A 13,676-nucleotide genomic window follows, 5' to 3' on the forward strand; every position below is an offset into this window, starting at 1 on the left:
AGGACTGAGCTATATGCACAAAATTATGGCGATAAACGCAGGGAGTTCTTCACTGAAATTCCAAATTTTTACGATGCCAGGAGAAGAAGTCTTAGTTAAGGGCTTAATTGAAAGAATCGGCTTACCAGATGCCATATTCAACATGTCCTTTCAAAATGAAAAAATCAAGGAAACTCGCGCGATAAATAATCACGGAGAAGCAGTGGAAATTCTACTGGAGCAATTGAAGACGCATCAAGTAATTAATGACCTAAATGAAATTACAGGAGTGGGACATCGGGTTGCGCACGGCGGAGAAGCTTTTGTTTCTTCATGTATTGTAACGGATGATGTTGTAAAGGGGATTGAAGATGTAACAAGTCTTGCGCCGCTTCATAATCCAGCCAATATCATCGGCATTAAAACATTCCGCGAACTATTACCAAATGCCGTTTCGGTTGCAGTGTTTGATACGGCCTTCCATCAAACGATTCCAGAAGAAAACTTTTTATATGCGCTCCCTTATGAACTTTATGAAAAACATCATATTCGAAAATACGGTTTTCATGGAACAAGCCATAAATATGTGGCTGGAAAAGCAGCAGAAGTTCTCAAGAAACCTTTAGAAAAATTAAAAATTATTTCTTGTCATTTAGGAAATGGGGCGAGTGTTTGTGCGATTGAAGCAGGGAAATCAGTGAATACTTCCATGGGCTTTACACCAAATGCTGGCTTGATGATGGGAACACGTTCTGGTACAATTGACGCGACAATCATCCCTTATTTAGTTGACGAATTAGGCTATAGCTTGGATGAAGTGACACATATGATGTCTAGTGAATCTGGCGTTCTTGGTGTATCCGGAATTTCTAGTGATTTTAGAGACATCGAAATTGCTGCGAATGAAGGAAATTCGCGTGCATTATTAACACTTCGGATGTTTACTGGCCAAATCTGTAATTATATCGGGGCTTACGCTTCTGCCATGAATGGTTGTGATGCATTATTATTTACGGCTGGAGTTGGTGAAAATTCACCATTAATTCGTAAAATGGTTACAGAACAGCTGAGTTATCTTGGTGTAACATGTAATGTGACAAAAAATAATGCAGGTGATATGATAATTAGCAATGATGACGAAGCGGTCAAAGTATGCATTATTCCAACAAACGAAGAACTAATGATTGCTCGAGATGTAGAAAAATATACAAAACAAACGATAAGTTAAGGAGCGATTTGATGTGAAAATAACGACGGCAATGCACGGTGGCAACTATAACGAACTAGCAAAACAACATGGATTAACCAAAGAAATGATTCTGGATTTTAGTGCGAATATTAATCCACTTGGCGTTCCAGCTAGTTTGAAACAAACGATAACAGCGAATTTGGATAAACTGGTGGAATATCCAGAACCAGATTACTTAGCGCTCCGTGCGCGTATTGCCTCGTTTCATCAACTTGACTTAGCAAATGTTATTCCAGGAAACGGTGCTACTGAGCTGATTTTCGGAATCGCAAAAGTAACCAAGGCGCAAAAAGTTCTCTTACTTGCGCCTACTTTTGCGGAATATGAACGGGCTTTTTTTGATGCGGAAATTATTTATGCAGAATTAACGAAAGAAACTCATTTTGCTGCAGCGGAAACGGTACTAGAAATGATTAAACGCGAAACAGATCTTGAAGCGGTTTGTTTGTGCAACCCGAATAATCCAACCGGACAATTAATATCGCAGCAAGAAATGATCCAAATTGCAGAATTATGTGAAGAACGAAACATATATTTAATCATTGATGAGGCGTTTATGGATTTTTTAGAAGGCAACGAAACAATTTCGATGATTAATTATTTAGGGAGCTTTCCACATTTAGCAATTATCCGGGCATTCACAAAATTTTTTGCAATTCCAGGGCTAAGACTTGGTTATTTGTTGACCAAAAATGATTTGCTAGCTGAAGCATTATTACAAATGCGTGAACCTTGGTCTATCAATACTTTTGCCGATATGGCTGGTCAAGTATTACTAGATGATACAGACTACATCACTCAAACATACAACTGGATTTCAGCTGAACGAGATTTTTTATATCAAGAGTTGTCTAAGTTTAGCGAACTAACCGTGTATCGCCCAAGTGTAAACTACATATTTTTCCATCTTGAAACACCGCTTGACTTACGAAAAGAATTATTGTTAAAAGGGATTTTTATACGGAGTTGCGCCAATTACCGTGGACTCACTGAAAATTATTACCGAGTTGCGGTGAAAGCTAGATGTGATAATACCAAGCTTATAAGAGCGCTCGAGGTGATTTTTAGTGGAAATTAAAGCAACTTGTCCCGCTTCATGTGGCGAACTTTTGCAAGGATTTATTACTGGCGGCGAAAAATTGATTTCATACCCAATCAACTGGTATTCCGAAGTAACTTTATCCGATAAATCAGGGCAAAACAGCCAAGGTCATACAAAAGCATGGCTCGCATTCGAGGTAACTTGCGAGTATTTTGGCGTGACAAAAAAAGAACGTCCACCTATATCGTTACTAGTAAAATCGACTATTCCGGTCGCCAAAGGGATGGCAAGCTCTACTGCTGATATTGCCGCAACAATAGGGGCTACAGCAAAATGGTTAAATAAACCGATAACAGAAACCGAAATTGCCAAACTTTGTTTACAACTAGAACCAACAGATAGCACGATTTTTAAATCACTCACACTTTTTGATCATTTAAAAGGGTCCGTGATTGAAAGTTCTAACTGGATGCCGAAACTGGGCGTCGTTGTCCTAGAACCACTTACTGTTTTGGAAACTGCAACATATCGGCAAGAAGACCACCATGAACAATTGCTGGAAAATGAACAACAATTAGCCAAAGCTGTGCAATTTTTCAACCAAGCGGCAGCCCAAAAATCAATCAACTTGCTTGGAAAAGCCGCCACAGTTAGCGCAGCGAGCAATCAAATCATTTTACCCAAACCGTTTTGGAATGAGTTGTTAGAAGTGGTGAGTTGTTTAAATCTAGTAGGGATCAATGTGTCGCATAGTGGGACGGTCGTTGGTTTACTGTATGAGTTAGGTAAGATAGACCCGCTAGAAATTTTATTCGAATTAGAACGACGCTATGTCACCACTTTTTACAGCAGGTATTACTTTAGGGAGCTCGTTCGAGGTGGGGTTCAAATAATTTCATAAAGCAAATTCTTCTTGCAAGCGGATTAATTTATGCTATAATAACTTTGATAAACGAATTCGTTCATACAAACAGTTAGATACTGGAAGTCTGGTGAAAATCCAGCACGGTCCCGCCACTGTAAGGAGTTAGACACTCTAAGTCAGGTCTTTTATCTAATTGTTTTAACTGGTTATACTGCTTCGAGGCAAAGCATGTATAATTCTTGGTTCCAGTGTAGTTGTCTCACTGGGGCTTTTTTATTTGTTTTTAAAACAAATAAGCCCACTGTAAATGGTTTGGTGCCGAGAAGCTGGACGAAGCTACGTTTTATCAAGCACCATACGCACAAAGATGTGCACCGCTTAGTTTTATGGTGGGCAATGATCTTTTCAACGACGAAAAGAGTGATACAAGGAACGTATCTTCATTGCCTATTTACAAAAAAAGATTTGACATTTCCACGCGTTTGGTTTTTAATAAAGTGGACAAATAAAATATTTTACGGTACAAAGGCGTACTGTTTACTTAGCAAAGAAGCTTTGAGTTGGAAGAGGAAATTTCTCTACTCAAGGCTTCTTTTTTTAGTTTTAAAAAATTAGGAGGTAATCTCATGCAAAAAGTTAGTTTTAAAACAGATCTTTACATTGGCCAAGGAGCAACAGATCGTTTACTGGATTTTAAAGACAAACAAATTTTCATCGTAACAGATCCATTTATGGTGAGCTCAGGAATGATTAATGCTATTACGGAAAAAATTGATAAGTCGAATACATATACTATTTTTAGCGATATTATTCCTGACCCGCCAATTGAAAACGTTGTAGCTGGAATTGAAGTTTTAAACGAATGTGATGCCAACTTGATGATCGCTATCGGTGGTGGTTCCGCGATTGATGCGGCGAAAGCGATGAAATTCTTTGGTCAAAAACTTGGTACGGTGCGCGCAATGCCATTCATCGTAATCCCAACTACAAGTGGAACTGGTTCTGAAGTTACTAGTTTTTCTGTCATTACGAATAAAGAAAAAGCAATTAAATATCCACTTATTACTGATGCTATTTTGCCGGATGAAGCGATTTTAGATGCGGATTTAGTGAAATCTGTTCCACCTGCAATCACAGCAGACACTGGTATGGATGTACTCACACATGCGCTAGAAGCATACGTTTCCACAAAAGCAAATGATTATTCGGACGCAATGGCTGAAAAAGTAATCCAATTAGTATTCACATACTTGGAGCGCGCTTATAAAGACGGAAATGATTTAGAAGCACGCGAAAAAATGCATAATGCTTCTTGTTTAGCAGGTATGGCATTTAATATTACCTCACTTGGTTTAAACCATGGTATCGCTCACACAGCCGGTGCTAAGTTTAAAATTCCACATGGTCGTATGAATACTTTACTTTTGCCACATGTTATTAGTTATAATGCTGGATTAACAAGTGATTTTGGTAACAATCCAGATAACCGTGCTGCAGAACGTTATACAGCAATTGCCAAATTACTAAAAATGCCAGCTTCCAATACAAGACTTGGCGTTCGTAGCTTAATTAACGCAATTAAACAACTTCAAAAGAAACTCAATATGCCAACAACATTATCTGAATGTGGCGTTAGTCGTACCGATTTAAACGAGCATATTGCGCAAATCGCGGAAGGTGCGCTGAATGATGGTTGTACTGCAACTAATCCAAGAACACCGACAGAAACAGATGTTAGTGCGATTCTCGAAAAAATGTTGGCTTAAAAGTTATTTATTTCACAACTGGAAACAAATAACCTATTGACATCGTTTTCATGCTACTTTATAATAGAACCGAGCACAAAGACGTGTGGAATAATAAATATAGCAGAGCAACGGGGCTCCCTCAAAAATATTGCACAATATTTTTAAGGGGCTCTTTCTATTTTCTGGGAGAATTTTTTCTCTAGCTCTTTAACTCTTTCGCTCAAGTATATGCTTCTATAGAGTGATTTCGTAGAGCTTTGTTACGAATCAATCAATAGCAGAAGAAGAGGACGTGACAGGAATGAATGGAAGAATTGTAATAGCCGATGATGAACCTATTACAAGAATGGATATCCGAGACATATTGGAAGAAGCGAACTACAATGTTGTAGGGGAAGCGACAGATGGTTTTGAAGCAATTGAACTTTGTAAAAGCCATCAACCAGATCTTGTTATTATGGACATTCAAATGCCACTCTTAGACGGTTTAAAAGCAGGGAAACGGATTATTTCTGAAGGCCTTGCTGGCGGTATTATTTTATTAACCGCATTTAGTGATCCCAAAAACACTGAAAAAGCAAAAGGATTCGGAGCATTAGGTTATCTAGTAAAACCACTTGATGAAAAAAGTTTAATCCCAACAGTTGAAATGAGTATTGCCAAAGGGCGAGAAACAAGAAAACTAGAGCAGCAATTAGAAAAGCTCACAAAAAAATTAGAAGAACGAAAAGTGATTGAAAAAGCTAAAGGTGTGCTTATGATTGAGAACAACATCACAGAGGAAGAAGCCTACAACATGATTCGTAATCTGAGCATGGATAAACGTTGTCCAATGATGGAAATCGCAGAAACGATTGTGATGAGCGATGACTAAGACGATTCGAGAAATGTGTTTACGCTATACGGACTTGGCAGAATATGATATTGATGAATTAATACATACTGCAAAATCGTTAAGCGAGTCTTCCATGTATCAAGATGTAGATGTTTTCATTGATGTTTATAACAAACTTACTAGTGAAGCACTTGTTATTCATCATACGCCGCCAAAATCAACCAAGTCACTTTATAAAAACAATGTAGTTGGAGAAACTGCTCTTCGGAGTAATGAACCTGGTGTACTTAGAACACTTGAAACAGGTATGAACTCCAACGACTTGCTTGCCAAAACACAAGAAAACGTATTAATTCGTCAAAAAGTGTATCCTATCCGTAACAAACAACGAGTCATTGCCGTACTTATTCTAGAAAATGATATTAGTGCAGAAATTAAAGCTCATTTTGAAATCGACAATGAAGAAACAGCCTATAGGGATGTTTCTACAACACTTTCCGCGATGAGTAAATTAACCGATTCTATTACTGATCAACTAGATGATGCAATCTTGATTTTTGATCGTAACGGTATTTTACAACAAAAAAACTGCGCTGCTGACCAGTATTATGAACGACTCGGCTACATGGAAAATATCCAAGGAATGCATTATGATAATTTATCTCTCGACCAGATGATGTTTGATGCAATTATGTATCAAATCGAAACGGGAAAACAGCCAGTTCAATTAAAAAAAGAAGTGGTTATTGCCGGGAATTACTTTATTATGAAGCAAATTTTTGTGAAAGAAGAGGATGAACAAGAATGTCGTTTTATCCTTATCTTACATGATGTCACGGATATTAAAGTGAAAGAAGCGGAAATCGTTTCAAAATCGGTGGCAATTCGCGAAATTCATCATCGTGTGAAGAATAATCTACAATCAGTTGTTTCACTGCTGAGAATTCAAGGCAGACGTTCTACAAGCGTGGAAGCACAGAAGGTTTTGAATGAGAGTGTCAGTCGTATCCTTGCAATTGCAGCTACACATGAACTTTTATCCAAGCAGATGGAAGACGGCATCAACTTATATATGGTAATTGAAGCAGTCGCCTATAATATTGAAAGATGTTGTAACGATTGTCCGCAAGTTGCAGTTAGAATGGATATTGATAAACGGATTTACTTGGATAGTGACCGAACCGTGGCACTAGCACTTGTTATGAATGAACTACTACAAAATTCATATGATCATGCTTTCCATCCAAATGAATCAGGCGAAATTTTACTACAAATAAAAGAAGAAAAAAATATTATTCACGCAGAAGTAAGCGATAATGGTCATGGCTTTAATGTTCGGAAAGTATCCGAAAAAAGCCTAGGACTTTCCATTGTCAAAAGTTACATCAAAGATAAACTGCGCGGTAAAGTAACAATTGAATCAAATGAACATGGAACTAAAACAATGTTCGATTTTAAATACAATTCAATCCATGCTACAAAGAAGTAGCTATGAAAAAAGCGATGAAGCTTAAAGCCAAGTAACGATACTGTTATTTGTCTTTAAGCTTTTTCTTTTTGCTAGAAAGGAGTGAGGGTTTTGACGGAAACGATTTTAAGTGTAGGGATTGACCTTGGTACGTCGACAACACAACTCATTTTATCCGAGTTAGAAATTCAAAATATGGCATCAAGCTTCACAGTGCCGCGCATTGTGATTTCAGATAAGCGAATCATTTTTAGAAGCGAGATTCTTTTTACACCGATTCTTGCTGATAATTTAATTGATGTAGATGCAATTCGTGATTTTGTAACGAAAGAATATGCGAATGCTGGGATTAAGAAAGAAGAAATCGGCATGGGGGCAGTTATTATTACAGGTGAAACGGCTCGTAAAGATAATGCGAGTAACGTTCTAGATGCGATGAGCGGTTTTGCAGGAGACTTTGTCGTTGCTACAGCTGGACCTGATTTAGAAAGTATTATTGCTGGAAAAGGAGCAGGTGCGCATACTTATTCTAAAGAAAATAGTACTTGTGTTGTGAATCTGGATATAGGTGGCGGGACAACAAATTTATCGCTATTTGATCGCGGTGAGCTTATTGATACAGCATGCCTTGATATTGGTGGTCGGTTAATCAAAGTGGACCGTGAAACAAGAAAAATCACCTATATTGCCCCAAAAATTCAAGCTTTAATAGAAAAACGTGGTTATCCAATCACGCTAGGTGAGAAAACCTCGCCAGAAAATTTACAACCAATTCTAGGTGAAATGGTAGAGTTACTTAAAAACAGTGTCGGTCTTGGAGCTCCAAATGATTTTTACGAAACAATCATCACAAATAAAGGCTTAAAATTCCTTGCTGAAATTGAATGTATTTCTTTTTCAGGCGGTGTGGCTGATTGTATTTCAACTGGTGCTTTAAGTGATCCGTTTAGATACGGAGATATTGGTCTTTTACTCGGAAAGTCAATAGCTGAATCTAGCTTGATGACCGAAAAAAAGTATATCGAATCTGTCGAAACCATACGGGCAACTGTGGTAGGAGCCGGTTCACACACAGCAGAAATTAGTGGTAGTACAATCACTTATACCGAGAAAATTTTCCCAGTAAAAAACATTCCTATTTTGAAACTTGCCAAACAAGAAGAAAATGAAAATATGGCAGAAGTCATCAAGGAAAAACTCAACTGGTTCAAAATAGATGAAGATATGGAACGGATTGCACTTGCAATTGAAGGGGAGAATAGCCCCAGTTTCCAGCAAGTAACAGAATATGCAAAGGCCATTTGCGAGGGGATGAAAGAACCGATTTCACTTGGGCACCCACTAATTATCATTACTTGGCACGACATGGCAAAAGCGCTCGGACAAAGTATTTTCGGGCATTTACCAGCCGGCTATCCACTGATTTGTTTGGATAGTGTCAAAGTCGATAACGGTGATTATATTGATATAGGAAAACCAGTTGCTGACGGGAAAGTGCTACCAGTAGTAGTAAAAACCTTAGTCTTTAACTGATCCATATAAATAGCTTTAATTTTGAGAGGAGGATTTATCGAATGATTTTAAAAACGAATTTATTCGGCCATACATACCAGTTCAAATCCATCACTGATGTGTTGGCAAAAGCAAACGAAGAAAAATCGGGCGACCGTTTAGCCGGAGTTGCTGCTGAATCTGCAGAAGAACGTGTAGCTGCCAAAGTGGTGCTTTCTAAAATGACGCTTGGAGATTTACGTAATAATCCGGTTGTCCCATATGAAACAGATGAGGTAACCCGTATTATTCAAGACCAAGTAAATGAACGTATCCATGATTCCATTAAAAACTGGACAGTGGAAGAATTACGGGAATGGATTTTAGACCATAAAACAACAGATGCTGACATTAAACGTGTTGCACGCGGCCTAACATCAGAAATTATTGCTGCTGTTACAAAATTAATGTCCAACCTAGATTTAATTTATGGAGCGAAAAAAATTCGTGTTATCGCACATGCGAACACAACAATCGGTCTTCCAGGAACTTTCTCCGCTAGACTACAACCAAACCATCCAACTGATGATCCTGATGGTATCCTTGCTTCTTTAATGGAAGGATTAACTTACGGTATTGGGGATGCGGTAATCGGACTTAACCCAGTAGATGATTCTACTGATAGCGTTGTTCGTTTACTTAATAAATTTGAAGAATTTCGTAGTAAATGGGATGTGCCAACACAAACTTGTGTACTAGCGCACGTGAAGACTCAAATGGAAGCAATGCGTCGCGGCGCTCCAACTGGTCTTGTATTCCAATCTATCGCAGGTTCTGAAAAAGGAAATACAGCTTTCGGTTTTGACGGAGCAACGATTGAAGAAGCTAGACAATTAGCTCTTCAAAGTGGTGCTGCAACTGGACCAAACGTTATGTATTTTGAAACAGGACAAGGTTCTGAACTTTCTTCTGACGCTCATTTCGGCGTAGACCAAGTAACAATGGAAGCTCGCTGTTATGGTTTTGCGAAGAAATTTGATCCATTCCTAGTGAATACAGTAGTTGGATTTATCGGACCTGAGTATTTATACGATTCCAAACAAGTAATTCGCGCCGGCCTAGAAGATCACTTCATGGGTAAATTAACTGGTATCTCTATGGGCTGTGACGTATGTTACACAAACCATATGAAAGCCGACCAAAACGACGTAGAAAACTTATCCGTGCTTCTAACTGCAGCAGGATGTAACTTTATCATGGGTATTCCTCATGGTGATGACGTAATGCTTAACTACCAAACAACTGGTTACCATGAAACAGCTACTTTACGTGAATTATTTGGTCTAAAACCGATTAAAGAATTTGATCAGTGGATGGAAAAAATGGGATTCAGCGAAAATGGTAAATTAACTAGCCGTGCTGGAGATGCATCTATTTTCCTAAAATAAGGAAGGGAGGAACTAAGCGATGAACGAACAAGAATTAAAACAAATGATTGAAGGCATTTTAACGGAAATGTCCGGTGGTAAAACAACCGATACAGTAGCAGCTGCGCCAACTAAATCTGTAGTTGAAACAGTTGTAACAGAAGGTAGCATCCCGGATATTACTGAAGTTGACATTAAAAAACAATTACTAGTACCAGAACCAGCTGACCGCGAAGGCTATTTGAAAATGAAACAAATGACCCCAGCAAGACTTGGTTTATGGCGCGCTGGTCCACGTTATAAAACAGAAACAATTCTTCGTTTCCGTGCGGACCATGCTGTTGCACAAGATTCCGTGTTCTCTTATGTTTCAGAGGATTTAGTCAAAGAAATGAACTTCATCCCAGTAAATACGAAATGTCATGATAAAGACGAATACTTAACTCGTCCAGACTTAGGTCGTGAATTTGATGATGAAATGGTGGAAGTGATTCGTGCGAATACTACGAAAAACGCGAAACTACAAATCGTTGTCGGTGACGGACTTAGTTCTGCAGCAATTGAAGCAAACATCAAAGACATATTACCTTCTATTAAACAAGGTTTGAAAATGTATAACTTAGACTTTGATAATATTATTTTTGTAAAACATTGTCGTGTGCCATCCATGGATCAAATCGGCGAAATCACTGGCGCTGACGTTGTGTGCTTACTTGTAGGCGAACGTCCAGGTCTTGTAACTGCTGAATCTATGAGTGCTTATATTGCTTATAAACCAACAGTTGGTATGCCAGAAGCTCGTCGTACTGTTATTTCTAACATTCATAGCGGCGGAACTCCACCAGTTGAAGCAGGCGCATATATTGCTGAATTAATTCACAATATGCTTGAGAAAAAATGTTCTGGTATTGATTTAAAATAAAATTGTTAGAGGAGGAAACTTCATGAAAAACGATAAATTACCTGCATCCGTTTTAAGCGTCAAAGTTGTATCTAATGTAGACAATGGTTTATTTAAACAACTTGACTTAAAACCGCATCAAAGAAGTCTGGGTATTATTACATCTGATTGTGATGATGTTACATACACAGCACTTGATGAAGCAACAAAAGCAGCAGAAGTAGATGTTGTCTATGCGAAAAGTATGTATGCTGGTGCTGGAAATGCATCCACAAAACTAGCTGGTGAAGTAATCGGTATTATTGCCGGACCAAGCCCAGCTGAAGTAAAAAGTGGCCTTTCAGTTGCAGTAGACTTCATCGAAAATGGCGCTAGCTTTGTTAGTGCAAATGAAGATGATAGCGTACCTTACTTTGCACATTGTGTATCAAGAACAGGTTCTTTCCTTTCAAAAGAAGCAAATGTAGCAGAAGGACAAGCGATTGCTTACTTAATCGCACCGCCACTTGAAGCTATGTATGCTCTAGATGCAGCTCTTAAAGCAGCAGACGTAGCAATTGGAACTTTCTACGGACCACCATCCGAAACTAACTTCGGTGGAGCACTTTTAACAGGTAGTCAATCTGCATGTAAAGCTGCTTGTGATGCGTTCAAAATGGCAGTAGAAAATGTGGCTGAAAATCCACTTCAATATTAAGGTGGTGCTAAAAAATGCCAAATGAAGCACTTGGTTTAATTGAAGTCACTGGTTTCCTTGGTGCTGTGGTTGCCGCTGATACTTGTTTAAAAGCAGCAAATGTTGAATTAATTAGATGTGAAGTCATTAAAGGTGGCTTAACAACAGTTGAATTAACAGGCGATGTTGGTGCTGTAAATGCAGCAGTGGAAGCAGGAAAAGCAGCTACAGAAAGCTTAGGTTGCCTCATTTCTAGTCACGTGATAGCAAGAATGAGTGAAGAAACGAAATCACTCTTTGTAAAAGCTGAGCAAGAAATAGAAGAAACAAAAGAAGTTATCCAAGAAGTCGTAGAAGTAAAAACAACTACAGATGAAACGGAAAAGAAACTTCGCGAAATGAAAGTTATTGATTTAAGGAAACTTGCTTACACATTAGATAATGTGCCTATCCCAAAAAGCAAGATTAAATATGCGAACAAGGATAAACTTGTTCACGCACTAAAAGATATTTATGGAAGGAGTGAAAACTAGTGGCACTAGAAGATAAAGATTTACGCTCAATCCAAGAAGTTCGTAACCTCATTGAATCAGCTAACAAAGCACAAAAAGAACTTGCTGCAATGAGCCAACAACAAATTGATACAATTGTAAAAGCGATTGCTGATGCCGGTTATGATGCCCGCGAAAAACTCGCAAAAATGGCACATGAAGAAACTGGTTTTGGAATTTGGCAAGACAAAGTAATTAAAAACGTCTTCGCCTCCAAGCACGTCTACAATTACATCAAAGATATGAAAACCATTGGTATGTTAAAAGAAGATAACGAAAAGAAAGTAATGGAGGTTGCAGTTCCACTAGGTGTAGTTGCAGGATTAATTCCATCAACAAACCCTACATCCACTGTTATTTACAAAACACTAATTTCGATTAAAGCAGGAAATAGTATCGTATTTTCTCCACATCCAAACGCACTAAAAGCAATTCTTGAAACAGTAAGAATCATTAGTGAAGCAGCAGAAAAAGCTGGTTGTCCAAAAGGCGCTATCAGCTGTATGACTGTTCCAACAATCCAAGGAACAGATCAACTGATGAAACACAAAGATACAGCAGTTATCCTTGCAACAGGTGGTTCTGCTATGGTAAAAGCCGCTTATTCATCTGGAACTCCAGCAATTGGAGTTGGCCCAGGTAACGGCCCAGCATTTATCGAACGCAGCGCTAACATCCCTCGCGCAGTAAAACATATTCTTGATTCTAAAACATTCGATAACGGAACAATTTGCGCATCTGAGCAATCGGTCGTTGTGGAACGTGTGAATAAAGAAGCTGTCATTGCTGAATTTAGAAAACAAGGAGCACACTTCTTATCAGATGCAGAAGCTGTTCAACTTGGTAAATTCATTTTACGTCCAAATGGATCCATGAACCCAGCAATCGTAGGTAAAAGCGTGCAACATATCGCTAACCTTGCTGGTCTAACTGTTCCAGCTGACGCAAGAGTACTTATCGCTGAAGAAACAAAAGTTGGCGCTAAAATCCCTTATTCAAGAGAAAAATTAGCACCAATCTTGGCTTTCTACACAGCGGAAACTTGGCAAGAAGCTTGTGAACTTAGCATGGATATTCTTTATCACGAAGGAGCTGGACATACTTTAATCATCCACTCTGAAGATAAAGAAATCATCCGCGAATTCGCACTGAAAAAACCAGTTTCCCGTCTCTTAGTTAATACACCAGGAGCACTTGGCGGAATTGGCGCAACAACAAATCTTGTACCTGCTTTAACACTTGGTTGTGGGGCAGTTGGAGGAAGTTCATCATCTGATAATATCGGACCTGAAAATCTATTCAACATTCGTCGCATTGCTACTGGCGTTTTAGAGTTAGAAGATATTCGTAAAGAAGAAAACCAAGCAACACCTGAACTTTCGGTTGATGCAGACGCACTCATCCAAAGTTTAGTAGAAAAAGTTTTAGCAGAATTAAAATAAAA

12 protein-coding genes and 1 riboswitch are annotated in these 13,676 nt (G+C 38.5%); all 12 genes read left to right on the top strand.

Going from position 1 to position 13,676, the window contains the following annotated elements; genetic code table 11:
- Positions 1–13 precede the first annotated feature (13 nt).
- The 12 genes from PQQ29_RS06015 to PQQ29_RS06070 all read left to right on the top strand — a co-directional run bounded on the left by PQQ29_RS06015 (position 14) and on the right by PQQ29_RS06070 (position 13,674).
- Complete coding sequence (locus tag PQQ29_RS06015; protein ID WP_010990790.1) at positions 14–1,207, top strand: acetate/propionate family kinase; 1,194 nt, start codon at positions 14–16, stop codon at positions 1,205–1,207.
- Positions 1,208–1,220: 13 nt separating this feature from the next.
- Positions 1,221–2,306 carry a threonine-phosphate decarboxylase CobD gene (gene cobD / locus PQQ29_RS06020; protein WP_010990791.1) on the top strand — a complete coding sequence of 362 codons (1,086 nt, stop codon included), beginning with the start codon at positions 1,221–1,223 and terminating at the stop codon, positions 2,304–2,306.
- Entirely contained in the window at positions 2,296–3,171 is an 876-nt protein-coding gene (locus PQQ29_RS06025; protein WP_010990792.1) for a GHMP family kinase ATP-binding protein, read from the top strand. The genes cobD and PQQ29_RS06025 overlap by 11 nt, the downstream gene beginning before the upstream one ends.
- 55 nt (positions 3,172–3,226) lie before the next feature.
- A riboswitch (adenosylcobalamin (AdoCbl) riboswitch) is annotated at positions 3,227–3,376 on the top strand.
- A 385-nt stretch (positions 3,377–3,761) separates the two neighbouring features.
- Positions 3,762–4,901 (top strand): 1-propanol dehydrogenase PduQ, encoded by a 1,140-nt coding sequence (locus PQQ29_RS06030; RefSeq protein WP_003761778.1) that lies wholly within the window; start codon positions 3,762–3,764, stop codon positions 4,899–4,901.
- 274 nt (positions 4,902–5,175) lie between these two features.
- Positions 5,176–5,757 (top strand): ANTAR domain-containing response regulator, encoded by a 582-nt coding sequence (locus PQQ29_RS06035; protein WP_003724712.1) that lies wholly within the window; start codon positions 5,176–5,178, stop codon positions 5,755–5,757.
- The gene (locus PQQ29_RS06040) at positions 5,750–7,207 is read left to right on the top strand and encodes a sensor histidine kinase (protein ID WP_003761781.1); all 1,458 of its coding nucleotides are present in this window, start codon (positions 5,750–5,752) and stop codon (positions 7,205–7,207) included. The genes PQQ29_RS06035 and PQQ29_RS06040 overlap by 8 nt, the downstream gene beginning before the upstream one ends.
- A gap of 90 nt (positions 7,208–7,297) precedes the next feature.
- Positions 7,298–8,719 carry an ethanolamine ammonia-lyase reactivating factor EutA gene (gene eutA, locus PQQ29_RS06045; RefSeq protein ID WP_010990793.1) on the top strand — a complete coding sequence of 474 codons (1,422 nt, stop codon included), beginning with the start codon at positions 7,298–7,300 and terminating at the stop codon, positions 8,717–8,719.
- Positions 8,720–8,760: 41 nt separating this feature from the next.
- Positions 8,761–10,125, top strand: a complete 1,365-nt coding sequence (locus PQQ29_RS06050; protein WP_003761786.1) for an ethanolamine ammonia-lyase subunit EutB — start codon at positions 8,761–8,763, stop codon at positions 10,123–10,125.
- 19 nt (positions 10,126–10,144) lie between these two features.
- Complete coding sequence (eutC, locus tag PQQ29_RS06055) at positions 10,145–11,026, top strand: ethanolamine ammonia-lyase subunit EutC (RefSeq protein WP_003761788.1); 882 nt, start codon at positions 10,145–10,147, stop codon at positions 11,024–11,026.
- Positions 11,027–11,048: 22 nt separating this feature from the next.
- Positions 11,049–11,702, top strand: coding sequence for an ethanolamine utilization microcompartment protein EutL (gene eutL / locus PQQ29_RS06060; protein WP_010990794.1), 654 nt, complete (start codon positions 11,049–11,051; stop codon positions 11,700–11,702).
- A 14-nt stretch (positions 11,703–11,716) separates the two neighbouring features.
- Positions 11,717–12,214: a BMC domain-containing protein gene (locus tag PQQ29_RS06065; RefSeq protein ID WP_010990795.1), complete on the top strand. Its 498-nt coding sequence runs from the start codon at positions 11,717–11,719 to the stop codon at positions 12,212–12,214.
- Positions 12,214–13,674, top strand: a complete 1,461-nt coding sequence (locus tag PQQ29_RS06070) for an acetaldehyde dehydrogenase (acetylating) (RefSeq protein WP_003761793.1) — start codon at positions 12,214–12,216, stop codon at positions 13,672–13,674. Before PQQ29_RS06065 ends, PQQ29_RS06070 begins: the two co-directional genes overlap by 1 nt.
- The last annotated feature ends 2 nt before the right edge of the window (positions 13,675–13,676 follow it).

It is taken from the genome of Listeria innocua, from assembly GCF_028596125.1.
In the GTDB taxonomy this organism is placed as follows: Bacteria; Bacillota; Bacilli; order Lactobacillales; family Listeriaceae; genus Listeria; species Listeria innocua.